Here is a 26,512-nt window from a genome sequence, read left to right on the forward strand (position 1 = left end):
TGGGAGGCCACGCCCGGCCTTCCGGCCGAGCCGCTTCACCATTAGGCCGGGCGAACTGCCCGGGGCTGGAGTCGATGTGGCTATTTCTGAGCAACTGCCCGCAATGGTTTCCGACGGGGAAAGTGCAGCTACCTCTCGCACCAAGCGGGTCTCACAAAAAGCGCGGACCGCACCGTCCGCCACAGGCCGCAGCTACGTGATCGATACGTCCGTCCTGCTATCCGATCCACACGCACTGTTGCGCTTCGCTGAACACGAAGTCATCGTCCCCATCGTGGTCATCAGTGAACTGGAAGGAAAACGCCACGATCCCGAACTGGGCTACTTCGCCCGAAAAGCCCTAAGGCTCCTGGACGACCTCAGAATCGAACACGGCGGCTTGGACCACGCCATCCCCATCGGGAAAGACGGCGGCCTCCTCAGGGTGGAAATGAACCACATCTCCACGGAAGTGCTGCCCGCAGGATTCCGCGGAGGGGACAACGACAGCCGCATCCTGGCCGTCGCCAAAAACCTGGCAAACGAAGGCCACAACGTCACCGTCGTCTCCAAAGACCTCCCCATGCGCGTCAAAGCCTCCGCCATGGGTCTCCACGCCGACGAATACCGCAACGAACTCGTCAAAGACTCCGGCTGGACCGGCATGGCCGAAGTGGACGCAACCGAAGAAGAAATCACAACCCTTTACGGCCACGAACCCGCCTTCATCCCGGCAGCCGCAGAACTTCCCGTCAACACGGGACTGGTTCTCCTGTCCAACCGCGGCTCTGCCCTCGGCCGCGTAGGAGCAGACAAACAAGTCAGGCTCGTCAAAGGCGACCGCGACGTCTTCGGACTCCACGGACGCTCAGCAGAGCAACGGCTCGCCATCGACCTCCTCATGGACCCCGCCGTCGGGATCGTCTCCATAGGTGGCCGCGCAGGCACAGGCAAATCCGCACTCGCCCTCTGCGCGGGCCTGGAAGCCGTCCTGGAACGCCGGGAACACCGCAAAGTAGTGGTCTTCCGTCCCCTCTACGCTGTGGGCGGCCAGGAACTCGGCTACCTCCCCGGCTCCGAATCCGAAAAAATGAACCCCTGGGCGCAGGCAGTGTTCGACACCCTCGGGGCGCTCGTCAGCCAGGAAGTCGTGGAAGAAGTCATGGACCGGGGCATGCTCGAAGTCCTGCCGCTGACCCACATCCGCGGGCGCTCCCTGCACGACGCCTTCGTGATCGTGGACGAAGCACAGTCACTCGAGAAAAACGTGCTCCTCACCGTCATGAGCCGCATCGGACAAAACTCCAAAATCGTCCTCACCCACGACGTCGCCCAGCGCGACAACCTCCGCGTGGGGCGGCACGACGGGGTGGCCGCCGTAGTGGAGACGCTCAAGGGCCATCCGCTGTTCGGGCACATCACGCTGACCCGCTCTGAGCGGTCGCCGATTGCTGCTCTTGTGACTGAGTTGCTCGAAGGGGCTGAGATCTAGGTCATCCTGGGCTGGGCCGTGGTTCGGTTCGCCGGGCCACGGCCCTTCGCCGTCGCTTAGACACACCGCAAAGGGACCCCGAAGGTCGCTGGGCGACCTTCGGGGTCCGATGCGTCGCGATGCGCTCCTTCCCGGGAGACCGCCGCCTCGCTAATGCTTCTAGTGCCGTTAGAGCGTGAGGTAGGTTTTCAGTTCTTCGTGGCCTTGGACTTTTAGGGTCCAGTGGGGGCGGGTGAATGTGGTGGGGGTGAGTCGGACTCTTTGGACTTCCTCCACTTTTTCGCCCCAGCCGTCGCGGAAAGTGCCGTTCAATTCGTAGCCGAGGCTGGTGGAGACGCCCAGGGACTGCTGGTTCCAGACCGCCGCTTCGGACTCGGCTACTTCCGCGCCCAGATGGTCAAAGGCGAAGCTCACGACGGCGGCACGCATCTCCTTGCCGAAACCCTGGCCCTGCGCGGACTGCTTGAGCCACGAGCCGGTGCTCACTGTTTTCAAGGTTTTGAAGCTCTTGGCGCCGACGTCCTGGACACCGAGGAGCTCGTCGTCATGCCAGACTCCGAGGAGAAGGGTCCAAGAGTCCTTTGTGAAGTTGGCGCGGCAGCGCCAGTACCACTGGGCCATGTTGGGAGCGAGCTCGTCGTCGGGAAGTTCTGTCCACGGCATGCTGAACGGGCTCTTGCCGGGCTCGTGGACACCGGAACGGGCCGCGGCCACGGCGGAAGGGATGTCTTCGTCGAGGACGGGACGGATGGTCAGCCTCGGAGTGGTGAGGGTGAGTCCGAAAGGGGGCCATATTTCTGCCAGCGATGTCATCGCCGTAGCTTAGCCCGGAAGGGGGCCACCCCTCAGGCGGCAGGGCCGATGTCCCACGAGATGTGGCGCCTGACGTCCGTGAGGTTCATCGATTCTGCCAGGAAGAGGTCGTCAAGCATGTACTCGTCCACTGCCAGGATCTTGAGCCAGTGCCCTTTGCCCGCGGTGTCGCCGTCCAGGCTCTGGCTGGCCACGCAAACGCCTGTGCCGATGTCGATCCTGATCAGTGTTCTGCCGGGGTGTGCCAAGGGTTCACTGGGGTCGGAAGGGACATACGTCCGGCTGGGAGTAACGATGGTTTCGAAGGCAAGGCGGCCCTCATGGTCCACCTCGCGGGGTTGCTCCAGGAAGACCCGGTTGGTGTCCGGGAACTCCAAGGGGACTGGGGCGTTGCCGGCAAGCTCTACGGGGTCGAGGGCGGCGGCCAGGCGACCGTTACCAAAGGAGGGCTCACCGTAGGCGGCCTCAGGGCGCCGGCGGACAAGGCCGGCGTCGTCATAAACCGGCGTCACAAGGTGAGCCGGAAGCAGCCACGAACGGCGCGTGGAACTGATGTAAAGATCGTCCCGGGAGTCGTTGATGCCGGTGGTGCTGTGCAGAAGCTGGCCGTCCGGCGTCTCGAGGCGGAGGGCACCCGGGCGCCTAAGCCAAGCCCGGACCATGGCGGCGCCGGAGCCGGGCCGTTCGAGGTACTCAAAGCGGAGGCTGGTCCACTTCCACGGCGACGAACGGCAAAGATTGCGGAATGTGGAGGACAAGTCAAAACCCGGTCCAGCTGCACTGTAGCGCCCCATATCCACAGTTTACCTACGGGTTCAAGCGGGAATGGCGGCCATCGGGATAGCATCCGAAGGTGATCCGACGACTCTCCGACCTCTGGGATGCCAATCCGCTGGGCTTCTGGCTCGTGATGGCGTCATGCCTGTACTTCGTGGTGATGGCCGTCCGACTCACAGTGATAGATATCCGGAGCCACCTGTTGCCAAACCGGATCGTGTTTCCGTCCTACGCAGTGGCTGGAGTGCTGCTGCTGGCTGCGGCACTGGTGGTGTACTTCGCTGATTCAACCCCGGAGGGCGCACCGGCGGCTGTGGTCTTTGGTGTGCCCGGCCTGGGCGTCATCGCCGGCGGTGCCTTGCTCTGGCTGTTCTACTTCATACTCAGGCTCGTCCATCCACCCGGAATGGGCTTTGGGGACGTCAAGCTGGCCGGGGTGCTGGGCTTGTATCTGGGCTACTTGGGATGGAGCCACATCTTTGCGGGAACGTTCGCTGCCTTCCTCTTGGGAGGGCTGTGGAGCCTGGGCATCCTGGTGGCCCGGCGAGGCACGCTGCGCTCGGCCATCCCGTTCGGCCCCTTCATGCTGGCCGGGGCGACGGCCGCCATGGTGGTCCTGCCCGCGTGAAGCCGCAAACCACTCGTCCCATAGCAACTGCGGCCAAATTGCAACGCTCCCCGTATTCTCGGCGTTTACCGGGCTGGGTCATGCTTAGCCCAGCGAGTGTTCGGACGTGTATGAGGGCGGCAGGAGGTTTGCAGTGCGGCGAATCAGGTTGAGGTTCCTGCTGGGCGCGTCCATTGCCTGCGCAGTATTGCTGACCGGATGCGGGCAGACAGTCAACGAACCTCTTGTATCCACGGGACCCGGCATCCAGCCGGGGATTGGTATTCAGTCGGGGAATACGCAGCAGCCGGGCATTACTCAACCGCCGGATCCCACACGCAGCCCGGAGACCCCCTGTGAAGGTGGTCCGCTGGGCTGTTCCGAGTTCACGTCCGTGCGGGGAACCGACGCCACGGGAGATGTGGCATGGCTCGGAACGGACCCGCTGAGAGTGAGCTCGAGGCATGCCAACGGAGAGTGGACCCTCTTCGTCCACACACCGTGCAATTATCTCCAGGTGGCAGTTTCAGTGCAGGATGATGCCTTTACTCAGCTTTGGATGATGGTCACCGACCACGGCTGCGTGGAGCCAACGGACAACTACCAGGCGTGGACAGAGGAGCTCTTTGAACAGCCTGTTCAGTGGAAGCTCGACGGCGACACCCTCACCTTGAAGAACTCACATGCGACCATCGAATTGAAGGAAAGCTGACACCATGGGTGCACCGGAATTCGTGATCAAACTGCGGGAAAAGATCGGCAACGACCCGCTCTGGCTGCCGGCCGTGCGGGGAGTGGTGTTTGACGACGAAGGCAGGGTCCTTTTAGGCCAGCGTGCCGACAACGGCCACTGGACACTTATCACCGGAATGTTGGAACCGGGGGAGCACCCCGCGCCTGGTTTGATCCGCGAAATCTTGGAGGAAACAGCCGTTGTGGCCGAGACGGAGCGCATCATCGGCGTCGGAGTTGTGGGGCCTGTGACGTTCCCCAACGGCGACGTGTGCGATTTCCTGGACATCACGTTCCGCTGCCGATACGTCTCTGGAGAAGCCCGGGTCAATGACGACGAATCACTGGCCGTCGGGTGGTTTGCGCTGGACGAGCTTCCGGAGATGAGTGCCGGGAACATTGAGGCCATCAGGCTTGCCACGGAGCCCGAAGGCCCCGTGGCGTACCAAGTGGAGGACTAGCCTTACCGTCTGCCCGCATCTGCCGTCGGGCGATCCTTTTCGATGCCATCCGACGCAGCCAACTCCGCTTCCAGTCGTGCAGTCTCCAGGCGCTCGGCCTCAAGCCGGTCCGCCTCTTCGCCACCCACAGCCTCGCCGCGTGCCACCATGCCGGCGGTGTCTGAGAGCGGGATCTGCTTCAGGGTGATGGCAAGGATCAGTGCGATGGCAATGAACGGCACCAAGTACCAGAAGACGGGCGCCAGCGAGTTGGCGTAGGCGTTGACGATCGCATCACGCAACTGTTCAGGCATCTGCGCCAAGGCTTGGGGATCCAGGGTACTGGTGGACTGTGAAGCCTGCTCGGCAGAGGCACCAGCACCTGTGAAGGCGTCGGTGAGTGATTCGGCCAAACGGTTGGTGAAGATCGCGCCAAAGACGGCGACACCCAGCGATGCCCCTACCTCGCGGAAGTAGTTGTTGGTACTGGTCGCCGTACCAATCTGGTCAGCAGGAACGGAGTTCTGCACTACCAGGACAATGACCTGCATGATCAGGCCCAAGCCGGCGCCGAAGATGAAGAGCTGCACGCAGATGACCCAGATGGGGGTTGCCGCTGTGAGCGTGGTCAGCCAGAGCATTGCAGCGATGGTGAGCGCAGCACCCAGGATGGGGTACATCTTGTACTTGCCGGTCTTGGAAATGCGGATACCGGAGTAGATGGACGTGCCCATCAGGCCCACCATCATGGGCAGCATCAGCAGTCCGGACTCAGCGGCCGACGTTCCGGAGGACATCTGCAGGAACGTGGGAACGAAAGCGATGGCGGCGAACATACCCAGGCCCAACGTAAAGCCGATGGCCGTGGCGTTGATGAAGATGGGGTTCTTGAACAGGCTCAGCGGAATGATGGGGTCCTCGGCGCGGCGTTCAACCATCACGAAGGCAAAGGCGGCCAGGACCATGCCGGCCCCAAACGCCCACGTAAGGGGTGAATCCCAGCCCTCGTCCTTCTTGCCGCCAAAGTCCGTGAAGAAGATGAGGCAGGTGGTGGCAGCGGAGAGGAACAGGACACCCGGGATGTCGATCTTCTTCTCTGCCTTCTTATTCGGCAGGGTCAAAGTGAACCAGGCGGTGATGAACGCAGCGATGCCGATGGGGATGTTGATGTAGAAAGCCCATTCCCAGGTGAGGTGGTCAACGAAGAAGCCACCCAGCAGCGGTCCGGCTACAGCGGATAGGCCGAAGATTGCGCCCAACGGGCCCATGTACTTGCCGCGCTCCTTGGCGGGAACGATGTCGGCAATGATCGCCTGCGAGAGGATCATGAGGCCGCCGCCGCCCAGGCCTTGAATGGCGCGGAAGATCACGAAGCCCCAGAAGTCGGTGGCAAACGCGCAACCCACGGATGCGAGGGTAAACAGGGCGATTGCGACGAGGAACAGGTTGCGACGCCCAAGGATGTCACCGAACTTGCCGTAGATGGGCATCACGATGGTGGTGGCAAGGAGGTACGCGGTGGTGATCCAGGCCTGGTGCTCCACGCCGCCCAGCTTGCCCACGATGGTAGGCATTGCGGTGGAAACGATCGTCTGGTCGAGGCTGGACAACAGCATGCCTGCGATCAGCGCCGAGAAGATGATCCAGATGCGTTTCTGGGTCAGCAGCAGCGGTTCGGCTGCTTTGGAGAGTGTACTCATGCGGGGTCCTTCGTGGTCTCAAGGGGGTTGGCGCCCAACTCTTGGTTCGTGGCCAGTGGTTGCGCAAAAAGTTTCCGTGCGGCGTTGAGGTTCTGTTCGAGGATCCCGCGGTAGGGGCGCGAATTATCCTCCGAGAAGAATTGCTGTGCTGTCTTCTTGGAGACAGCCCCGAACACCACCGTTGCCGTCATGACCTCGGGGTGCTCGGGGTCCAGCCCTTCGCGGGCGGCCACCAGCGCGGCGAATTGTCGTTCGCGGGCTTCCCCTTCCAGGGTGAGCCGCGCCAGTAGCTGTGGTTCGGCCGTAATGGCAGCGATGAACTGTTGGACCTCGGTCCGGCTGATGGATGAACGCTCCATCAGGGTCACGGTGAGCACGTGCAGGGCTGCCAAGAGAGTCCCGGAGATGCTGTCCGGTGTGGGGGAAGGGTTCTGGTTGAACGCTTCCAAGGCGTCCTCGGGCAACTCATCCGAAAAGGAACCGATGACGGCGTCTTCCTTGGAGTGGAAGTAATTGAAGAAGGTCCGGCGTGAAATCCCCGCCTCTTCGCAGACTTCTTCAACGGTGAAACCGCTCAGGCCACGTGCAGCGGTCATGGAACGCGCGACGGCGGTGATCGCCGTCCGCGTGGCAGCACGCTTGCGCTCACGGAGGCCACCATCAGTATTTGCACTATTGATCACAAAGTAAAGTTTTGCACTCAAGCACTAAAAGTGCAAAAAATTTCGGGTATGGCTTTACTCATACTTTCGGGTACGACGACGGCCGGTACCTTTCGTGAGAAAGGTACCGGCCGTCGTCGTGCTTTGAGTATTAGTTCTTGTGAGCGGGGGACGTCATGGTGGTGACGTCGAGGGCTTTGTCGAGCTCTGCCTCGGTAACCTTGCCTTCGCCCTCGCCGACGAAGCCAAGCTTCTCGGTGGCCTGGCGGATGGTCAGGCCCTCCTTCACGGCGATCTTGGCGATCTTGGCAGCGTTCTCGTAACCGATGAACTTGTTCAGCGGGGTCACGATGGACGGGGAAGCCTCTGCGAGGAAGCGCGCACGCTCGACGTTGGCGGTGATGCCGTCGATCATCTTGTCGGCCATGACGCGGCTGGTGTTGGCCAGCAGGCGGATGGACTCGAGCAGGTTGGCGGCCATCACGGGGATGCCGACGTTGAGTTCGAAGGCGCCGTTGGTGCCGGACCAGGCGATGGCGGTGTCGTTGCCGATGACCTGGGCGCAGACCATGATGGACGCTTCGCAGATGACCGGGTTGACCTTGCCCGGCATGATCGAGGAGCCCGGCTGAAGGTCCGGAATGGCGATTTCGCCGAGGCCCGTGTTGGGGCCGGAGCCCATCCAGCGGAGATCGTTGTTGATCTTCATGAAGGAGATCGCGATGTTGCGGAGCTGGCTGGAACCTTCGATCAGGCCGTCACGGTTTGCCTGTGCTTCGAAGTGGTCGCGTGCCTCGGTCAGCGGCAGGCCGGTGTCGGCGGCGAGGAGTTCGATGACGCGCTCCGGGAAGCCGGCCGGGGTGTTGATTCCGGTACCAACAGCGGTGCCACCCAGGGGAACTTCGGCAACGCGGGGGAGTGCGGCGTTGATGCGCTCGATGCCGTACCGGACCTGGGCAGCGTAGCCGCCAAATTCCTGGCCGAGCATGACCGGCGTGGCGTCCATGAGGTGGGTACGGCCGGACTTGACGACGTCCTTGAACTCCACGGCCTTGCGATCGAGGGAAGCTGCCAGGTACTCCAGTGCCGGGATCAGGTCGTTGATCAGGGCCGAGGTGGCGGCGACGTGTACGGACGTCGGGAAGACGTCGTTGGAGGACTGCGACGCGTTCACATGGTCGTTCGGGTGGACAACTTTGTCACTCCCTGCGGCCGCGAGGGCGCGCGATGCCAGCTCGGCGATGACCTCGTTGGTGTTCATGTTGGAGGAAGTGCCCGAGCCGGTCTGGAAAACGTCAATCGGGAAGTCGCCGTCGTACTTACCGGTGGCAACCTCATCGGCAGCGGCGGCGATAGCCTCGGCGAGCTCACCATCGAGCACCCCCAGTTCGGCATTCGCCAGTGCAGCTGCCTTCTTCACGCGGGCAAGAGCCTCGATGTGTGTGCGCTCAAGCGTCTTGCCGGAGATCGGGAAGTTCTCCAAAGCACGCTGCGTCTGGGCGCGGTACAGGGCGTTCACGGGGACGCGAACTTCGCCCATCGTGTCATGTTCAATACGGAACTCAGTGGTGGAAGTCATGGGGCTAGCTTAGGGCGATTGGACGCTCCACAGAAAACCCGGAGAGGAGTGCTACGTGCTCCGGCGCTGGGGCCGGAGCACGCCTTCCTAGAGCTTGCCGATCCCGGAAACGAGCGCCGCACGGCCTTCGTCGAGCTTGTACGACAGGCCGATCACGGCAACCCGGCCGTCGTCGATGGCGTCGGAAATCACACGTGAGCTGTCAGCCAGGCGGGCAGCAGTCTGCTTGACGTGCTCCACCACCATGTCGTTGACGTCTTCCTGGCTATTGCGCTTGGCGGTCAGGACGGACGGTGTGATGCGCTCTACGAGGTCGCGGATGAAGCCCGGGGGCATCTCGCCTGTTTCTACGGCCGCCTTGGTGGCCTTCACGGCACCGCAGCTGTCATGGCCGAGGATGACGATCAGCGGAACCCGAAGTTCGCTGATGCTGTACTCGAGGGAACCCAGGACCGCATCATCAATGACCTGGCCGGCCGTGCGCACCACGAAGGCGTCACCGAGTCCCAGGTCAAAGATAATTTCTGCAGCGAGCCGTGAATCCGAGCAGCCGAAGATCACGGCGAAGGGGTTCTGGTTCTCAATGAGAGAAGATCGCCGCGAAGCATCCTGGTTGGGGTGCAGGGATTCGCCGGAAACAAAACGTTCGTTGCCCTCGCGGAGACGGCGCCACGCCAGGGCTGGAGTCAGGTAAGTAGGCACGAGCCTTACTTTACGACGCGGACGGGGCAGTCCGTGAAACTGTTGCGCCGGGTGAGCCGGATAGGAAGTTAGGCGGAGGGCTGCGCGGATGTAGTGGCGGTGGCCGGTGCGCTTGCGGGCGGTGCCTGCTCTGCGGACTTCACGACGGCGGCCGCCAAAGTTGCGAACTCATCCAGGTTTGCGGTGCCGTTCAGAATGATGGTGGTACCGCGGTACTCCAGGACCATGCTGCGCTTTTCCTTGCCTGAGTCGCGCAGCTCCCACTCCTGGCCGCCTGCACTACGCGTGCCAGTGACAGGAAGGTTCTCCGTTTTCTGCAGAACCCACGTGGGGTTTGCCTGGCTGGTCTGGGTGAGCCCGATGAAGTTTTCCTTGGGAGTCAGGAAACCAATCTCCCAGGTAGGAACGCCGCTTCCGCTGCCGGACTCCCAACGGGCGTAGTTGGGCTTGAATGTGTCGCCCGTATCCGGAGTGACAGGTGTGAATCCCGCCACACCCGTGGCGTTGCGGGATATGGACGCGACGTCAACATCCGGCCTGAAACCTTCGCCCTTGGGAGCCGGGTTCATCAAAACGATGGGGAGGAAAGCCAGTACACAGACAAGCAGCGCTATGACCATGCCGATGACCGAAGCGTTGGCCCGCTTGGCAGCTTTCGCCGCAATGACGGGTTTATAGGGGGCATCCGGGGATGCCTGGGCGCTTGTTTGGCTAGCCTCCGCGGCATCCGGCTCATTGCCGGCAGCGGGCTTGTCCTGCGTTTCACTCACCTCTCCATAATCGCTTATCGAGGCAGGGAACACACATCCGGCAACCTCACCGCCGGTATTGCGGGCCGTGGTCATCCAACGACTCCCGGACCACTCGGCGACTATGATCGTTGATAGAGGAACCCCGGGTTGCCTAGTGCAACCATGTCCGGTCCCGTGAATCGTCACTCGAAGAAGAGGTTCAAGTGTCTCCTGCACCAATGACCCAGCAGTATTCCACGATTTCGCCGTCGCTTGCCGTCGGCCTCGACGAACCCGACCGCAACCTTGCGCTTGAACTCGTCCGTGTCACCGAAGCCGCGGCAATTGCCGGTGGCCACTGGGTAGGTTTCGGCGACAAAAACAAGGCAGACGGTGCCGCCGTCGATGCTATGCGTTCGTTCCTTCACACCGTCCACTTCAACGGCGTCGTGGTCATCGGTGAAGGCGAAAAAGATGAAGCCCCCATGCTGTTCAACGGCGAGCAAGTTGGTGACGGCACCGGTCCCGAGTGCGACGTCGCCGTGGACCCCATCGATGGAACACGCCTGACCGCCCTGGGCATCAACAACGCCCTGGCAGTGTTGGCAGTTGCCGAGCGCGGATCCATGTTCGACCCTTCCGCTGTGTTCTACATGGAGAAGCTCGTCACCGGCCCCGAAGCCGCCGACATGGTGGACCTGCGCCTGCCCGTCAAGCAGAACCTGCACCTCATCGCCAAAGCCAAGGGCGTCAAGGTCAACCAGCTCAACGTCATGATCCTGGACCGCGACCGCCACCGCCCCCTCGTGGAAGAAATCCGCGAAGCCGGTGCCCGCACCAAGTTCATCATGGACGGCGACGTCGCCGGCGCCATCGCAGCAGCCCGCTCCGGTACCGGCGTTGACGCCCTGATGGGCATCGGCGGCACCCCGGAAGGCATCGTTGCAGCCTGTGCCATCAAGTCGCTCGGCGGTGTGATCCAGGGTCGCCTGTGGCCGACGTCGGACGAAGAGAAGCAGAAGGCCATCGACGCCGGACACGACCTCGACCGCGTCCTGTCCACCAACGACCTCGTCACCTCGGACAACTGCTACTTCGCAGCAACCGGCATCACCGACGGCGACCTCCTCCACGGTGTGCGCTACCAGAAGGACCGCGTCATGACGCAGTCCATCGTGATGCGCTCCAAGTCCGGGACGGTCCGCTTCGTAGAGGCTGAGCACCACGCATCCAAGTGGGAGACGTACGCGCGCAAGCCGTAACCTCCGCACCTAACAGAAGGACGGCGAGCAACGCTCGGCGGCTATCTCCTCGTACCTCGTCGATTTGATGCCGCTTTCGCGATACTCGCCGTCCTTCTTTGTGCCCGGACGGCTTCGGTTGCGCGCGAATTTGGGGTGGGCAGTTCGCGAGGCGTGCTCTCATCACCTACTTTGACTTTGGAAGCCTGCGGACACGCCGGGTGTCTGGGTTTGTCGTGATGCAGGGGTCCTCAAAGTGGGTGGTGGAGGTACGGGTTCCTCACCACGCCGGGCACAATTTCGCTACGCAGATGGAGTGGTGGCGCCCGGTCACGGTGCCCATGGGCAATTAGGGTGGCCTCGCCGATCAACACGCAAGGGTTCGACGACGGCGCTTCGGTGGTGCCGACGTCGGGCGCTCCTGCGCAGCAGTGAGTGAGGTGTGCTCTCATCACCTACTTTGACTTTGGAAGCCTGCGGACACGCCGGGTGTGTGGGTGTGTCGTGATGCAGGGGTCCTCAAAGTGGGTGGTGGAGGTACGGGTTCCTCACCGCGCCGGGCACAATTTCGCTACGCAGATGGAGTGGTGGCGCCTGGACGACGGTGCCCATGGGAATTAGGGTGGCCCCGCCGATCAACACGCAAGGGTTCGACGACGGCGCTTCGGTGGTGCCGACGTCGGGCGCTCCTGCGCAGCAGTGAGTGAGGTGTGCTCTCATCACCTACTTTGACTTTGGAAGCCTGCGGACACGCCGGGTGTCTGGGTGTGTCGTGATGCAGGCGCCCTCAAAGTGGATGGTGGAGGTACGGGTTCCTCACCGCGCCCTGCACAATTTCGCTACGCAGATGGAGTGGTGGCGCCTGGACCACGGTGCCCATGGGAATTATGGTGGCCTCGCCGGTTATGCGCACGGTCCGCCGAGGTGCCGACCGGTCAAGACGCAAGGGTTCGACGACGGCGCTTCGGTGGTGCCGACGTCGGGCGCTCCTGCGCAGCAGTGAGTGAGGTGTGCTCTCATCACCTACTTTGACTTTGGAAACCGGCGGGCACGCCGGGTGTGTGGGTGTGTCGTAATGCAGGCGCCCTCAAAGTGGGTGGTGGAGGTACGGGTTCCTCACCGCGCCGGGCACAATTTCGCTACGCAGATGGAGTGGTGGCGCCTGGACGACGGTGCCCATGGGAATTAGGGTGGCCCCGCCGATCAACACGCAAGGGTTCGACGACGGCGCTTCGGTGGTGCCGACGTCGGGCGCTCCTGCGCAGCAGTGAGTGAGGTGTGCTCTCATCACCTACTTTGACTTTGGAAACCGGCGGGCACGCCGACTGTCTGGGCGTGTCGTGATGCAGGCGCCCTCAAAGTGGGTGGTGGAGGTACGGGTTCCTTGTGCTGACTTCGGGAGCTGGCCTAGCGCAGTTTGTCGCGGAGCTTCCTGGCAAGCTGGTAGGCGCCGTAGCGGAGCTTGTTGACCGGGAGGTCCCAGGTGCCCGGGTAGGAGACTTCGCGGCCTCCGAATGACTTTTTGAACGCAGTGAAGCCCGCCCATTTGTGGTCCGGCTGGTCTTCCGGCGCCACACCCCAAAGATCTACGTGTTTGAGGCCCTTCTCCTTGGCGTCAGCCATCAAAGTCACCAGGAGCGGGATGCCTGCGCTGAGCTTGCGGTGGGTGTCGTCCAAAGCGGCATGGGCGTACACGCGGGTATCAGCGGAGTCATAGGCGAAAGCAGCGGCGATCGGTTCGCCTTCAAGCTCCGCGATGAACAGCGTTCCCGCGCCATTGGGCAGCAGGGAAGCGGCTACTTGCGTGAGGTACTCGTCGCTTTGGGGCTTGAAGCCGTTCCGTGCAGCTGTCAGATGGAGGAAATGCAGAAGCACAGAGATGTCGGCGGGATCCTGGGAAGCGCGGAACGTGACACCCTTCTTGTGGATGTTCCGGTAGAGGTTCCTGTTGGTCGGCTTCATCCCGGCCAGGACGTCTTTGAAGTCGCCGTCAAGATCCACGATCCAGCTGAGCTCAGGCTGCTGGTTAACCGGCGCCGGTGTCATACCGCGGGCGCGAAGGAGAGCATCGGCGTCAGACGCTGTGAATCCGGCGGCCGCGGGCTCCATCCGCACGAACACAGCACCCTCCGCCTTTGCCAGGGCAACCAGGGCAGCAGTGGCGGCGTCGAAAGCTTCCACGGACTCCGCCACGGGGCCATAGGGGGCGTAGATGACCTTGCCGGCGGGGTTCTTCTCCTCGATCGCGAGGAAACTCCAGCCCGGCCCGGACTGCTCATGGACACGGCGTCCCAAGGAACGCTGGACAGCCGCCCATGCGGGCGTTTGCAGGAAAAACTCCATGAATCAGTTCCCCAGCCCCGTGGTCACCGCGAAGGCAACACTGGTGTCCGTCGCTCCCTGCACGGGGTGGACGTTCACGGGGGCCTCGATGTCGGGGATGAACGCTGCAGCACCACGCTGCAGCCTGAGATCACTCTTGGGGGAGTCGAGCAACACCGAACCAGACACCACCACGACGACGGCGGGCCCGGTTTGCGCCAGCGGCACCGGTTCGGCGCCCGGGCCAAGCTCAATCCGCTGCAGCTGGAATTCCTTGAAGGGCGGCCGGTACAGTTCCTGCCCGAACTCGGTTCCGCTGGCCTCGATGCGGGGCACGCCGAGTGCTTCGAAGCGTACAGTCTTCAGCAATTCGGGGACGTCCACGTGCTTTGGTGTGAGTCCGCCACGGAGAACATTGTCAGAGGAGGCCATGACCTCCACGCCCAACCCATGGAGGTAAGCGTGCACGTTGCCGGCCGGCAGGTAAACCACGTCACCGGGCTGCAAGGAAAGATGGTTCAGAAGAAGGGAAATGAGGACGCCGGAATCTCCGGGGAAGGCTTCATTGATGTCCACCATGGCGGTCAACGCTTCGCGGTGCGGCTCCAGGGGCGCGCCGGCGGAAAGGACGGCAACTACCTCGTTGATAGCGTCGGAGACGCCGGTGCCACCCTCGATGAGTCGGCTGAAGGCTGCTTTCAGGGCTGCAGGCTCATCAGGCTGGCCGAGATCTGCGATGACGCCTTTGATGACATCGGGAACGTCCACTGCCGCGGAATCAAGGACGTGGGCCAGGTGCCCAAAGATGTCCCTGGACTCAGCAGGTGAACGGAAACCACACAATGCCTTGAACGGAGTGAGGGCGAAGATCATCTCCGGTTTGTGGTTGTCATCCCGGTAGTTGCGGTCTGCTGCATCGGCGGGGACGCCGGCCGCATTCTCCCGTGCGAATCCTTCCCGGGCCTGATCAAGGCTAGGGTGCACCTGCAAGGACAGCGGCTGCTCTGCGGCCAGGAGCTTGGTGAGAAACGGCAGCCGTGGGCCGAATTCGGCGAGGCTTTCCGAGCCCAGGCAGCGCAGGGGATCCGACGCGATCAACGCGTCCAAGGGCTGGGTGACACCGTTGGGGTGAACGGCTGTGGAGGGCGAGTCCGGGTGGGCTCCGATCCACATTTCGGCTTCGGGACCACCTGACGCCGGCCGGCCAAGCAAGCCGGCGATCGCCGTCGTCGAACCCCACGCATAGGGTCGCAAAACATTCTCAATCTGGTACACGAAAGAAAGTCCTTATCGTTGCGCTGAACGTGGGGTGGGCGGAAGGCAGCTTACAGCGGTGCGCACTGTCCGTTGGTTGCCACGAGGTCACGGATACCTTGCTCATCGCCTTGGGCCTTGAGGCCGTTCAGCAACTCGATGGTGATCGGGGTGCCGTCGGGCGTGGTGGTCACCGGGGTGAAATCGGCCGAAGGCGACGGCAGCTGGCTCACGGGAACGGAACCCGCAACCGGCCCCGCGGCCATAAAGGCTCCGGCCCCGGCTCCATCATAGGAAACGACGGCGTCGCTCGCCTTGGGGGTGTCGGACGAGGCCAGCACTTCCTGGACCTTGGAATGGATCAGGTCAAAGTCCGGCACCGTGGAGAAGGACGCGTCAAAGTCCGGGGGGCCGATGGTGAGGCGCTTGACAGGCTGGTTCTTGGACTTCAAGGCGAGGTCCACAAAGCTGCCCAGCTGGTTCGAGGAAATGTTGGAGTCAACCACCTTGGTGCCGGCGTTGGCGATGTCCTCGAACTTGGTGAGGAGCGTGGCAGGGTCCAACTGCTTGAGCATGGCTTGCTGTACGCACTGCTGGCGCGCGATGCGGGCGTAGTCATCAACGAATTCGCGGGACCGTCCGTACCAAAGGGCCTGGAAGCCATTCAAGTGTTGGTCGCCGGCAGGAATCCAACCGTCAGGCATGCCGTGAATTCCGTTGGCCTCGTCAGTGACGGGACCACTGATGGGCACCCAGCCACCGGCTTTGATACGGATGCCGCCCATGGCATCGATGAGTTTGGCGAAACCGTCCATGTCCACCAGGACATACGCCTGGACGGTGATGCCCAAGGTGCCGGACACGGCTTCGAGCGTGGCCTGCGCTCCGGGATCCGCGACCCCTGGATAGAGGTCCTGGTGGTTATTGGTGACCTCGGTGTTGACAGCGTTGATGAGGCATTCGTCCCCGCAGTTGTAGCCATCGGGGTAGATCCCGCGCATAGGCGAGCCCTCGCTGAATTGGGCGTTCTGAAGGTTTCGGGGGACAGAGATGATGGCACTCTCGCCGGTTTTCGCGTCGACGCTGATGACGGAAAGGCTGTCCGGGCGGCGGCCGGTCCTATCGTCCCCGGCGTCGCCACCCATCATGAGGAAGTTGTACCGTCCGTCCACTGGATCAATGGCGGGACCGGCATTGAAAATGCTGCCGATTGCATTGCGGCTTACGTTCAGGACATAGGCGAGATAGCCCAGCGATCCGCTGGCGAGGACCGTGGTCACCGCCAGGACGACGGCGATGATGGGGCGCATTCCCGGTGCTAGGAGCGCAGGCCTGATGATCCTCAGGGTATTGAGGAACAAGAAGGCCCACCCCAAAGCCAACGCCACGAGGATCACGATGATGAACAACGAACCCACCGGATGCGTGACGACGCTGAGCAGCATCGTCCGGTTCACCAAGGCAATGAACAATGTGAGCAGGGCTAGGGCCCACACCGTGATGGTGACGCGCAAAGCGATGCGGCCAAGTTTGCGGTCCCCGGCAACAATTTGGGCGCTGCCGGGAACAAAGAGAGTGAGGAGGACCAGCACGAAGGCGCGTTTGGTCCGCACCGGAGCGCTGGCGCCGGACGGATAGCGGACGGGATCAGTCAGGGCGGAACCGGGCTGACTGGGGGTCTTGTGCATGGTCATCAACCGCTGCCTTCCTAGCGGGGGCTCCGGGCGGAGGCATTCGCAGGGGAAAAGACCTCTTCTACTTTGTGGCGCAGGTTTTCGCCCTTCTTTGTGGCAACGTCGTTCAACTCCTGGGCGAAGGTAAGGAGATCCGCGCGGAGCTTCGATGCAAGGTCGTCAGTGCCTGAAGCCAACATGCGAACGGCGAGAAGACCTGCATTGCGGGCACCGGCTATGGACACAGTGGCCACGGGAACGCCGGCAGGCATCTGGACGATGGACAGCAATGAATCCATGCCGTCCAACGTTTTGAGGGGGACGGGGACGCCGATGACGGGAAGGGGCGTGACCGAAGCCAGCATGCCGGGAAGGTGGGCAGCCCCGCCGGCCCCGGCAATGATGACGCGCAGGCCGCGTTCGTGGGCAGTCTGGCCGTAGCGGATCATTTCAGTAGGCATGCGGTGAGCTGACACGACGTCTGCCTCAAAGGGGATGCCGAACTCGGCCAGGGCGTCTGCGGCGGCCTCCATCACCGGCCAATCGGAGTCCGAGCCCATCACGAGCCCAACCAGCGGGGCTGTTCTTTCCGAAGTCATGCGGTCTCCTCTAGGGTGGTCTGCTCGGGCTTTCGGCCGTCACGGATGATGTTGGCCACGGTGGTCGCGCGCTGCCTGACGGAGTCGACGTCGGAAACCGAGCTGCCAACCAGGTTCACGTGGCCGATCTTGCGGCCCGGGCGAACGGACTTGCCGTAGGAATGCACTTTTGCCGCGGGCTCGAAGGCCAACGCCATGGGGAAGGCCTTGAAGAGGTCCTGATTGTCGCCGCCCAGGAAGTTTTTCATGACCACCACTGGGGCCAGGGCATCCGTTGCGCCCAGCGGAAGGTCCAACACGGCCCGCAGGTGCTGCTCAAACTGACTCGTAATGGAACCGTCCTGCGTCCAGTGGCCGGTGTTGTGCGGACGCATCGCGAGCTCGTTGATAAGGAAGCCTGCTCCGACTCCCGGAGTTTCGAACAGCTCTGCGGCCATGACCCCGGTGACGCCGAGTTCGTTGGCAATGCGCAGGGCAGCCTCTTCAGCGGCAGCAGCCACTTCAACGGAAATGTTCTGGGCGGGTGCGATCACTTCGTCGCAAACTCCATCCACCTGAATGGTGTGGACAACCGGCCATGCACGGGATTCCCCACTTGGGCTGCGTGCCACAAGGGCCGAGAGTTCGCGGCTGAAATCAACCTTGGCTTCTGCCAGCAGGGGACTCATTGCCTGGAACCAGTCGGCAGTTTCCAAGGCATCGTCCGCGGAGTCAACAATCCTGACACCCTTGCCGTCGTAGCCTCCGCGAGGGGTCTTCAGAACCACGGGCCAGCCGATCCTGTCGCCAAAGGCCACCAGATCCTCAACGCTATGGACAGCCGACCACTCAGGGTTCGGCAGGCCCAAACGGTCAATTGCAGCCCGCATCACCAACTTGTCCTGGGCGTTAACCAACGCGTCAGGGCCGGGTTGGACGTTGACGCCTGCGTCCAGGAGGGCTTGCAGGTGTTCCGTGGGGACGTGTTCGTGATCAAACGTGAGCACGTCCAGGCCCTTGGAGAACTCAAGAAGAGCATCCAGGTCCTTGTAGTCGCCAAGAGGCGCCGTGGCCACTGCGGCCACGGCAGAAACGTCCTCACCCTCGGCCAAAACACGGAGTTCGAAGCCCAAGGCGGTAGCGGGCGGAGCCATCATTCGTGCGAGCTGGCCGCCGCCAACAACGCCAATTACTGGAAAAGTCACAAGGTTCAGCCTACCGAACCGCCGGCAGGATCACTGATTCTGCCGTCCTTTGGGATGGTTTTCTGCGGCGTGAGGCGCCAGTATCGGCGTTCTCACAGCCCCTTCAAAGGCAGCACATGGAAATCGGCGCTAAAATGGGTGAGGCCCATCGGCCCACTTTTCAACGGCCATGGAGGGTCATGATCACCACACTTGCAGATCGCATCCGCGGACTTGCCTCACTTTTTTGGCGTGAGGTAGCAAAGTTCGGCGCCGTCGGCGGTGTTGCTTTCGTCATCGATTCGGCGGTCTTCATCTGGCTCTTTTCGGGCCCGATGCACGGCAGCGAAGTGTGGGCCAAGGCCATTGCAACCATTGTTGCAAGTATTTTCTCGTGGGTCGCGAATCGTTTCTGGACGTTCCGGCACCGTAAACAGGCCAACGTGGTTCGTGAAGCCGTGCTGTTTGCCATCATGAACCTTGTCGGGCTCCTGATTGCGTCGGGATGTGTGTGGTTCGCAAAGTACATCCTGGACCTCAACGACAAGCCTTCACTGTTCATCGCCGGCAGCGTCGTGGGCCTCATCCTGGGCACCATCTTCCGTTTCTTCGCCTACCGCTTCTGGGTATTCAACGAAGAACTGGATGCCGAACCCGAGTTCTCGCATGACCACGAGATCATCGAGCTGCACCACAAATCCAAGACCAATTCCGAATCCGGGGCCAACCCGGCGACCGGCGAATTCCCTTCAGTCAAGAACCTCTGACGCCCAAGAACCTTTAGAGGTTAAGAACGGCTGACGCGCTCGTTCTCCAGAAGGTGCTCGGTCACATCGAGGTCGGGGTGCACGAGTACTACGGAGCCGTCCTCTTTCCAAGCCCCCAGAGAAGCTGCCAGGCATGACTCCAGGCCGTCCGCCGCGCGTACCAAGAGCCGAACGCCTGGTTCCTGGGCGGCAGCAAAGCCTTCAATAAGGTCCTCATGGGGGAGTCCTGATGTTCCGCGTACGGCGGGCAGGGTTGCCTCGGGTTCGTTGTGCGCCATGAAGACATCGCCATGGGAACGGACTTCTGCCGCATAATCCACGACGCCGGACGGCAGCTCACCCGGCCAACGCATGGCCAGTGCAGCGAGCGGCACGGCGACTACAGCTTCGAAGCCGGCCCCGGCGCCGTCGTCGGGCCTATCGGTCGCCAGCAGATCCGCCGAGGTGTCGTCAAAGACCACCTCCATTCCCAGTTGCCACGCCGCCAGGGCCCAGACGAAGGATTTCCAATGTGCCGGGAGGTCCAGCCTGATGGACATTCCGGGTTCGGCGTCCAGTTCGTCCTGTAACAGGTTGCTGGTTTTGGCTACCCAGTTATCCAACACGCGCCCCGAAAGCTCCACACGCTCGGAGTCGGGGCCATACCAGGTGAGTCGTGGTGACGTTGAATGACCGGATCGCAGGGCGGTCATCAGGTTCGCTGCCGGGATGCTCATGCGTCAATCTTGCCACGGTGGCCCCGGAGCGTCCCCGGGCCGTGCGCCGTGATTGTGAAATGCGACACACTGGAATTTCTCAAGTCGTTGGGCTCAGTGGCGAACTGGAGTCCATTTCCGCGGAAATTCAATGAAAGTTCACTTGAAGCGATCCAGTGCTTCCATTTCCGGCAGGGACACGCGGCGGCGCGGCCAAAATGTTGGGCGTGGCGCATCCCACGTTTCTACAGATTCTTGATTATTATCCCGGCGTGGCTTGACTGGCGGGTAGTTACACGCGTGTAATTAGTAATCAACGCCGCTGCACAGATTCCCGGAACGACACAGGGAATCGGAAACACATCCAAGCAGCAGCTGCAAAATCAGGAGGGACGCCATGGGGCAAGCGTTGCGTATCCAGGAAGATGCAGTCGTCGCAGAACATGCGTCGGTGAAATACCGTTCAAGGGAAGTGCCGGGAGATTGGTACGTAGACCCGGCGGACCCGGAAGCGGCAGACCGATATAACCAGAATGTGCAGCAGTCCTTGGAGGATCAGGCAACTGCCCTCCTGGCAGCACATGAGGCGTTGGTGGGTGACCTGCCCGCTGGACCGGATGAAGATCTGGACGACCCTCCCATGGAGCTGCGTCGTCCGCTTGAAACTCCGGGGCAGCCCGTGTGGATCGGCTTGCCGCAAGGGGACTTCGATGACGAGGGCGAACTTGGCTGGCAGACGGACGCGCTGTGTGCACAGACCGACCCTGAAGCTTTCTTCCCCGAAAAGGGCGGATCAACGAGGGACGCCAAGAAGGTCTGCGGTGCGTGCAACGTCCGCTCGCAGTGCTTGGAATACGCTCTCGCGAATGATGAGCGGTTCGGAATTTGGGGCGGACTCTCCGAGCGGGAGCGTCGTCGGCTAAGGAAGCGAGCGGTCTAATTCTCAAGGAAGTGCATGTTACCGCCGTCGTGGTTTCCCACGACGGCGGCAACTATCTGCCCAGGACATTGGCGGCATTGTCGGACCAGACGCGTTCGGCCGATGCCGCCATTGGCATTGATACAGGTTCCACCGACACATCGCTGGACTTGCTCCGCGAGGCCCTCGGCCAGAACAGCGTCACCTCTTTCCAGCATGCGAGGTCCGGTTTCGGAGCCGCTGTTCGCGCTGGCCTGCAAGAGCTCGCCCCCGCCGACGGTGACACGCAGGGTGATTCCGTGCAATGGATCTGGCTCTTGCACGACGACGCCGCGCCCGCGCCTGATGCGCTGGCAGAGCTGCTCCATGCGGTTGAACGGGCCCCCTCGGTAACTGTGGCCGGCTGTAAGCAGCTTGGCTGGGACAATAAGCGGCACCTGGTCGATGTTGGACTCTCAACCAGCCGCTGGGCTGAACGCCTCACCTTGATCGACGCCGACGAAGTGGACCAAGGGCAATACGATGCCCGCACGGACACCTTCGCGGTGAACTCCGCAGGTATGTTGATCCGCCGCGACGTCTGGGAACTGCTGGAAGGATTTGACCCGGCCTTGCCTGGCAGCGGCGATGACGTGGACTTCTGCTGGCGTAACTGGCTTGCGGGCAATCGCGTAGTCGTAGTCCCCAGTGCCCGCATGTTCCATGTGGAGCACCGCCCGAATGGCCTGGGCACATCCTCCGCGGCACGTAAAGCCCAGATCCATCTGCGGCTCAAACATGCTTCCTGGTGGAAAGTGCCGTTCCAAGCCGTGGGCGCCTTGTTCGGCGCCATCATTCGACTCATGCTGAGCATCCTGGTTAAGGAACCGGGATATGGCTTCTCCCAATTCACCGCCACCATCGCTGCCCTTGTCCGGCCGGTGGCCATAGCCAGGGGCCGCCGCGTTGCGGCCAGGACACGCCGGGTACACAGGTCCGTGGTCCGGGGACTTCAGACACCCACGCGGGAGGTGCGTGCCAACAGGCGCTCCTTATTGGAAGCAATCCGGCCCGCAGAAGAGACTCCCGCTGTCTCTGACCTTCTGGCCCCTGAACCGAGCGGGGATGCGGCGGATGACTTCGCCGCGCTGGCCACCAGCGAACGTGGCTGGGTGGGCACAGGTGCCGTTGCAGCTGCATTGATAGCTCTTGCCGCAGCACTTGTGGGACTGCTGGGGCTGCTCCGTTCAGGCACCGTTGCCGGTGGTGGGCTCCTCCCTCTTTCGGCGTCACCAGGTGACATCTGGGCGAATGCGTCCACTTGGTGGATCTCATTGGGTGCAGGCCTGCCCGGACACGGCGATCCATTCGGCTATGTCCTGTGGCTGCTTTCCCTCTTCGGGGGCGGGGATGGCAACGCCGCAATGGTGTGGCTGCTGATCCTTGCCATGCCGTTATCCGCATTGGGCGCATGGTTCGCGGCGGGCGCGCTAACTACCAAGCGTCGCTTCCGGGTTGCGGCGGCCCTCGCCTGGTCCGGTGCTCCCGCACTTCTGATCTCCATCAACGAGGGTCGTCTCGGCGCTTTGGTGGCGCACGTCATGATGCCGCTGCTTCTCCTCGCGCTGTTGCGTGCCTCGGGATCGGCAGTCGCCCAAGGGTCCGCTTCGGCGGGGACCCAACTCAGCCGCCGTCCGGCCCTGGTAGTCGGTAAGCCCGGCATCAACGGAACACCGTCATGGACTGCTGCAGCCGCCGCAGGTCTTGCCATGGCCGTTGTCACGGCCTCTGCCCCGTCATTGTTGGGGCCTATCGCCGTTGCAGTGATACTGGCTGCAGTAGTCCTCGGGCATCGGGGCAAGACGCTGTGGTGGTCGCTCCTGCCAACTCTCGCTTTGTTCCTTCCGTATGCGATATCCGTTTTGGACAGGCCGCGCTCGTTGCTTGCCGACCCTGGTTTGCCGCTGACGTTTGAGGCTGCTCCGTTGTGGCAACAGCTACTTGGCCAGCCGCTGGCCTTCGACATCGACGGCGGCTTGACCGGTTTGGCGGTCTTCGGTCCTGGCGCTGTGCCCTGGGCCCTGTTGCTGGCTCTGCTGGTCATCGCACCAGTCCTGATCCTGGCTGTTGCCGCCTTGTTCGTACCCGGTAAACGCGCTGCGCTGGCCCGGGTGTTTTGGCTGGTCGCTTTGGCTACGCTTTCGAGCGCTTGGCTGGTGGGCCACGTAGCTACCGGGGTCAATAACAATGTGATTGTTGGACCGTTCACCGGCCCGGCCGTATCGGCGGCGGGAATGTTGCTTCTGGGTGCTGCCGTTCTCGGTGCTGAGAAGCTCTTCACGGCACCGCGAAAGACGCCCAAGGCTTCCCGGCGCCACTTCCCGCTGCGGCGCGTAGCTTCGGCCGCGACCATAGCGCTTCTGGTTGCCGGCCCTCTTGCCGGCATGGCTGCCTGGACTGCTCAGAATGTCCTGCAGCCTACGCCGACTGCCGTAACCATTGCGGCACCCGACACTGCCGAAAAGACGTCGTCCCTGGGCGCCGGCCGACAAATATGGCCGGTGGATACGGGCACGTTGCCTGCCACCGCCGTCGACCGTGGCCAGGGACCGGAGCGAACCCGAACGTTGGTCATCACCAGCGGTGAGCAGGGCGCCTTCTCCTCGTCCCTGATGCGGGGAGCAGGAACCACGTTGGACAGTTTGTCCACCATTGCCTCTGCACGGACCATCATTGGCGCGCCGGGACGCGAAGAAATCGCGGCCGATGACGCTGCCACCACGTCCCTCCGCCGGTCCGTGGCCACCATCGTGGCGGGAACCGGCGTGGATCCCCGCGCCGACCTGGAACAACTTGGGGCCGGATTCGTGGTCCTCAAGGCAGCAGACAACGCCGCCCAGTTGACGGCCAGCCGGATCGACGCCGTCCCCGGGCTCGTGGCTGTTGGCCAGACCGACGCCGGGTGGCTGTGGCGGGTGACGCCCCGGAGCCAGCCCGCGGCTACTGCCGCGGACACGGCACACCGGGTACGCATTGTGGACTCCGAAGGCGCTCTGCTACGTGCGCTGCCATCCGAAGAAGTGGATGTGGATGCCACTGTTGAATCAGGCAATGAGGGCCGAAAGGTGGTCCTCGCCGAACGGTCCGATCCCGGCTGGAGCGCCTGGTTGGATGGCCGCCAACTGCAGGCCACCACATCCGGCTGGTCACAGGCGTTCGAGTTGCCTGCCAGCGGCGGCGACCTTGAAATCCGCTACACCAACCCTTGGGCCTTGTGGATCGGGATCCTGCAGGCTGTGGTGATTGGATTGACGGTACTTTTGGCCGTTCCAATGCCCGCACGCCGCAGCCGAACCGGCATGTCGAGGGATGAAGTCTCCCTCCGTAAGGAGTACAGCAGTGTCTGAGGACCAGAAGAACGAGTCCGGCGAAAGCTCTGGAACCTCGGAAGCCCCGAAGTCCCGTGCCGGGAACAACGGAGAAACAAACAGGTCGGGTAAAGGCCCGCGGAGTTCGAGTTCCCGCGACTCCGGTTCCCGAAGCACGAAGTCCCGCAGCTCCAACAAGGGAGTGATCACTGGCGCCCTGTCAGCAGTGGTCATCCTTGCGGCTGGCGGAGGTGCCGTGGCCGCGACGTCGATGGTCCCGGAACCTTCCGGGGGTACCACCATGGATATCCGCCAGGCAGACGTTCCCGCGGGCCGTTCCATGGGTGTCTGTCCGGAACCCGCGAGGCTTGTGAGCGGAACCGTGGTGGGCACAGATGCCGATTTCAGCCCGGTCTCCACTACTGCCACCAGCGCCCTGAACGCCGTGGTACTGAGCAACCCGGCCGGTACGGTGCCCGAGAGCAACGTGACCTCGCTGGGCGGTGAGATGGTGGAGGAGATCGCCAAGGCTCCTACCAGCACGCCTACACCCACGGTTGGTCCGCCCGTACTCGCGGCCGGAGTGGCGAACATCAGCCCGGTGGCGTCTCCCACCGTTGTGGGAGCCGAGGCCCTTGGAAACGAGCAGGCATCCTTGGCTGCCAACCTTAGCTACTCAGCTACGGACGGCGATCTTCGCGGCCTCGCATCTACCCAATGCCAGCCGCCGGGCAACGACGCTTGGCTCCTGGGGGCCAACACGTCCGTGGGCCGAACTGCCGTCCTGAACGTGAGTAATGCCTCCGAGACCCCGGCGACAGTGAGCCTTGACCTCTATGGATCCGAGGGGCAGATCCAAGCCCCCGGGGCCCGTGGTCTCTTGGTGGCTCCCGGAACCACCCGCTCGGTGAACCTGGCTGGACTCGCTCCGGGCGAATCGCAGCTTGCCGTGCACGTGCGCAGCACGGGTGGTCCTGTTGCCTCCACCATCCAGCAGAGCGTGTTGCGTGGAATCGCCCCTGGTGGTGTGGAGTACCTCTCGCCAGGTGCGGCGCCGTCCAACCTGCAGGTGATGTCCGGCGTCGATATCCAGGACCCGGCGGCCGTCAAGGCACTGGCCGGTAAGTCAGGTTTTGCGGACGCCGCACCGGCACTCCAGATCGCAGTGCCCGGATCCACCGACGCCGTTGTGCAAGTAAGCCTTTATGGCGCTAACGGTGAACGAAAGATTCCCAATGGGGGAGTGGTGACGGTTAAGGGCGGGACAGTATCCACCGTCAACCTTGAGGGCGTCCCGGCCGGTAGCTACACCGTCAGAGCCAGCTCGGATGTCTCCTTCTTGGCATCGGCGAGGGTCACCCGCGGTTCCAAGGCCGAGGAAGCAACCGACTTCGCGTGGTCGCCGTCGTCGGCCCGTCTAGGCAGCCAGCACCTGGTGGCCGTACCACGGGAAGGCCAGCGGTCTTTGAGCTTCGGTGTTCCCGAGGGGCGTGGCACGGTCAGTTACGCTCCGGTGACCGCTGATGGAAAAGTCGGCAAGGCCATTGACGTGGACATGTCGGGCGGGACGACGTCGGTGATCGGGTTACCGGACAAGTCCGGTAGTTCGGCTGTGGTGGGCTACGTGGTTTCGGCCGCGGGTGACCCGGTGTACGGTGCGCTGGTACTTGGAAAGCAAGGACGGACAGACGTTTCCGTCGTAGCAATTCAGGACGCAGCGGCCGGCCTTGAGAAGGTTCCGGTCTCAGTCGGCTACTAGCGAAGTTATTGGTAGCGGCGCCGGTAGACCGGGTCCAAGGTCTCCGGGGGCACGCCGAGCATCTCGGCGGTGTACTCCACTACGACGTCGTGGACAAGGTCCTGCAGTTCTTCGCGAGTGGCAGCGCCCTGCTCAACTACCCGGCGGTACACCGTAATCATGGGTGCCTCGCCGCGGCCACCAGGGATGTAGGAGCCCATGGGGGCAGTGTTTCCTGTGGCAACCAGCTGCTCAAGGTTGGGTGGAATTTCATCGACTGCAAAGAGAACGCCGTCGAGCTGTTTGCCCCACATGTCCTGGAGCCGTTCGGCGGAGTCCAGCACCATGTCATCAAAGCGTTCCGAGCGCGTGCGGAAGCCGGGGAGATTGGGGAGCATCAGCTCTCCACGCAGTCCCCGTCCGTGCCGGTTTCGCCGGCGTCGCCGGAAGCCCCGCGCTTCCGAACCGGCGTGTTCCTGGGCCTGATCGCCATCGGCGTCAGTCCACCGGATGTTGAACCCGGGAACATGTGGCTGTGACTGCATATATCGACTTTAGTCCTGAGGAACCGCCAGCGCGA

At 62.7% G+C, this 26,512-nt stretch carries 24 protein-coding genes; 10 read left to right on the forward strand and 14 right to left on the reverse strand.

Features of this window, described 5'->3' with window-relative positions; translation table 11 throughout:
* The first annotated feature begins 76 nt into the window (after positions 1–76).
* Positions 77–1,471: a PhoH family protein gene (locus ACNAOT_RS06745; RefSeq protein WP_370629234.1), complete on the forward strand. Its 1,395-nt coding sequence runs from the start codon at positions 77–79 to the stop codon at positions 1,469–1,471.
* Between the two features lie 168 nt (positions 1,472–1,639).
* Here the strand turns inward: ACNAOT_RS06745 and ACNAOT_RS06750 are convergent, their stop codons facing one another.
* Both ACNAOT_RS06750 and ACNAOT_RS06755 read right to left on the reverse strand, forming a co-directional pair.
* Positions 1,640–2,284, reverse strand: a complete 645-nt coding sequence (locus ACNAOT_RS06750; protein ID WP_179019227.1) for a GNAT family N-acetyltransferase — start codon at positions 2,282–2,284, stop codon at positions 1,640–1,642.
* A gap of 32 nt (positions 2,285–2,316) precedes the next feature.
* Complete coding sequence (locus tag ACNAOT_RS06755) at positions 2,317–3,078, reverse strand: hypothetical protein (RefSeq protein WP_178997880.1); 762 nt, start codon at positions 3,076–3,078, stop codon at positions 2,317–2,319.
* A gap of 59 nt (positions 3,079–3,137) precedes the next feature.
* On the opposite strand from ACNAOT_RS06755, the gene ACNAOT_RS06760 reads away from it, so the two are divergent.
* From ACNAOT_RS06760 to ACNAOT_RS06770, 3 genes are all read left to right on the forward strand, one after another.
* A complete protein-coding gene (locus ACNAOT_RS06760; protein ID WP_420180505.1) occupies positions 3,138–3,689 on the forward strand; it encodes a prepilin peptidase in 552 nt (183 codons plus the stop codon).
* 133 nt (positions 3,690–3,822) lie between these two features.
* Complete coding sequence (locus ACNAOT_RS06765; protein ID WP_420180506.1) at positions 3,823–4,380, forward strand: META domain-containing protein; 558 nt, start codon at positions 3,823–3,825, stop codon at positions 4,378–4,380.
* 4 nt (positions 4,381–4,384) lie between these two features.
* Entirely contained in the window at positions 4,385–4,861 is a 477-nt protein-coding gene (locus ACNAOT_RS06770; RefSeq protein WP_091466129.1) for an NUDIX hydrolase, read from the forward strand.
* A gap of 2 nt (positions 4,862–4,863) precedes the next feature.
* On the opposite strand, the gene ACNAOT_RS06775 is transcribed toward ACNAOT_RS06770, so the two are convergent.
* From ACNAOT_RS06775 to ACNAOT_RS06795, 5 genes are all read right to left on the reverse strand, one after another.
* Positions 4,864–6,540, reverse strand: a complete 1,677-nt coding sequence (locus ACNAOT_RS06775; RefSeq protein WP_420180507.1) for an MDR family MFS transporter — start codon at positions 6,538–6,540, stop codon at positions 4,864–4,866.
* Positions 6,537–7,223, reverse strand: a complete 687-nt coding sequence (locus ACNAOT_RS06780) for a TetR/AcrR family transcriptional regulator (RefSeq protein WP_420180508.1) — start codon at positions 7,221–7,223, stop codon at positions 6,537–6,539. The genes ACNAOT_RS06775 and ACNAOT_RS06780 overlap by 4 nt, the downstream gene beginning before the upstream one ends.
* Before the next feature lie 130 nt (positions 7,224–7,353).
* Positions 7,354–8,781 (reverse strand): class II fumarate hydratase, encoded by a 1,428-nt coding sequence (locus ACNAOT_RS06785; RefSeq protein ID WP_420180509.1) that lies wholly within the window; start codon positions 8,779–8,781, stop codon positions 7,354–7,356.
* An 87-nt stretch (positions 8,782–8,868) separates the two neighbouring features.
* A complete protein-coding gene (locus ACNAOT_RS06790; protein WP_011774029.1) occupies positions 8,869–9,483 on the reverse strand; it encodes a carbonic anhydrase in 615 nt (204 codons plus the stop codon).
* Positions 9,484–9,551: 68 nt separating this feature from the next.
* The gene (locus ACNAOT_RS06795; RefSeq protein ID WP_420180510.1) at positions 9,552–10,253 is read right to left on the reverse strand and encodes a DUF4245 domain-containing protein; all 702 of its coding nucleotides are present in this window, start codon (positions 10,251–10,253) and stop codon (positions 9,552–9,554) included.
* Positions 10,254–10,453: 200 nt separating this feature from the next.
* Here ACNAOT_RS06795 and glpX point away from each other — a divergent pair, with 200 nt between their 5' ends.
* Complete coding sequence (gene glpX / locus ACNAOT_RS06800; RefSeq protein ID WP_017198677.1) at positions 10,454–11,476, forward strand: class II fructose-bisphosphatase; 1,023 nt, start codon at positions 10,454–10,456, stop codon at positions 11,474–11,476.
* A gap of 754 nt (positions 11,477–12,230) precedes the next feature.
* Complete coding sequence (locus ACNAOT_RS06805; protein ID WP_420180511.1) at positions 12,231–12,458, forward strand: hypothetical protein; 228 nt, start codon at positions 12,231–12,233, stop codon at positions 12,456–12,458.
* Positions 12,459–12,862: 404 nt separating this feature from the next.
* On the opposite strand, the gene ACNAOT_RS06810 is transcribed toward ACNAOT_RS06805, so the two are convergent.
* From ACNAOT_RS06810 to ACNAOT_RS06830, 5 genes are read right to left on the reverse strand one after another with little or no spacing between them, the layout of a single operon-like run.
* Positions 12,863–13,798, reverse strand: a complete 936-nt coding sequence (locus ACNAOT_RS06810) for a lipid II:glycine glycyltransferase FemX (RefSeq protein WP_091466135.1) — start codon at positions 13,796–13,798, stop codon at positions 12,863–12,865.
* A gap of 3 nt (positions 13,799–13,801) precedes the next feature.
* The gene (gene manA / locus ACNAOT_RS06815; RefSeq protein ID WP_420180512.1) at positions 13,802–15,052 is read right to left on the reverse strand and encodes a mannose-6-phosphate isomerase, class I; all 1,251 of its coding nucleotides are present in this window, start codon (positions 15,050–15,052) and stop codon (positions 13,802–13,804) included.
* A 50-nt stretch (positions 15,053–15,102) separates the two neighbouring features.
* Entirely contained in the window at positions 15,103–16,725 is a 1,623-nt protein-coding gene (locus tag ACNAOT_RS06820; protein WP_420180513.1) for an LCP family protein, read from the reverse strand.
* Positions 16,726–16,739: 14 nt separating this feature from the next.
* On the reverse strand, positions 16,740–17,303 hold the full coding sequence (purE, locus tag ACNAOT_RS06825; RefSeq protein ID WP_420180514.1) for a 5-(carboxyamino)imidazole ribonucleotide mutase: 564 nt from the start codon (positions 17,301–17,303) through the stop codon (positions 16,740–16,742).
* Positions 17,300–18,487, reverse strand: coding sequence for a 5-(carboxyamino)imidazole ribonucleotide synthase (locus ACNAOT_RS06830; protein WP_091466142.1), 1,188 nt, complete (start codon positions 18,485–18,487; stop codon positions 17,300–17,302). Before ACNAOT_RS06830 ends, purE begins: the two co-directional genes overlap by 4 nt.
* A 179-nt stretch (positions 18,488–18,666) precedes the next feature.
* On the opposite strand from ACNAOT_RS06830, the gene ACNAOT_RS06835 reads away from it, so the two are divergent.
* Positions 18,667–19,233, forward strand: a complete 567-nt coding sequence (locus ACNAOT_RS06835) for a GtrA family protein (RefSeq protein ID WP_091466143.1) — start codon at positions 18,667–18,669, stop codon at positions 19,231–19,233.
* A 20-nt stretch (positions 19,234–19,253) separates the two neighbouring features.
* On the opposite strand, the gene ACNAOT_RS06840 is transcribed toward ACNAOT_RS06835, so the two are convergent.
* Positions 19,254–19,949 carry a TIGR03089 family protein gene (locus tag ACNAOT_RS06840; protein WP_420180515.1) on the reverse strand — a complete coding sequence of 232 codons (696 nt, stop codon included), beginning with the start codon at positions 19,947–19,949 and terminating at the stop codon, positions 19,254–19,256.
* A 376-nt stretch (positions 19,950–20,325) separates the two neighbouring features.
* Here ACNAOT_RS06840 and ACNAOT_RS06845 point away from each other — a divergent pair, with 376 nt between their 5' ends.
* The 3 genes from ACNAOT_RS06845 to ACNAOT_RS06855 are packed head-to-tail and all read left to right on the forward strand — an operon-like array spanning position 20,326 to position 25,953.
* Positions 20,326–20,868, forward strand: coding sequence for a WhiB family transcriptional regulator (locus ACNAOT_RS06845; RefSeq protein ID WP_091466146.1), 543 nt, complete (start codon positions 20,326–20,328; stop codon positions 20,866–20,868).
* Positions 20,869–20,879: 11 nt separating this feature from the next.
* Entirely contained in the window at positions 20,880–24,233 is a 3,354-nt protein-coding gene (locus tag ACNAOT_RS06850; protein ID WP_420180516.1) for a glycosyltransferase family 2 protein, read from the forward strand.
* The gene (locus ACNAOT_RS06855; RefSeq protein ID WP_420180517.1) at positions 24,226–25,953 is read left to right on the forward strand and encodes a DUF5719 family protein; all 1,728 of its coding nucleotides are present in this window, start codon (positions 24,226–24,228) and stop codon (positions 25,951–25,953) included. Before ACNAOT_RS06850 ends, ACNAOT_RS06855 begins: the two co-directional genes overlap by 8 nt.
* A 5-nt stretch (positions 25,954–25,958) precedes the next feature.
* On the opposite strand, the gene ACNAOT_RS06860 is transcribed toward ACNAOT_RS06855, so the two are convergent.
* The gene (locus ACNAOT_RS06860; RefSeq protein ID WP_420180518.1) at positions 25,959–26,477 is read right to left on the reverse strand and encodes a metallopeptidase family protein; all 519 of its coding nucleotides are present in this window, start codon (positions 26,475–26,477) and stop codon (positions 25,959–25,961) included.
* Between the last annotated feature and the right edge of the window lie 35 nt (positions 26,478–26,512).

Origin of the sequence: Paenarthrobacter sp. TA1.8 (assembly GCF_048595705.1) — a bacterium.
In the GTDB taxonomy this organism is placed as follows: Bacteria; Actinomycetota; Actinomycetes; order Actinomycetales; family Micrococcaceae; genus Arthrobacter; species Arthrobacter nitroguajacolicus.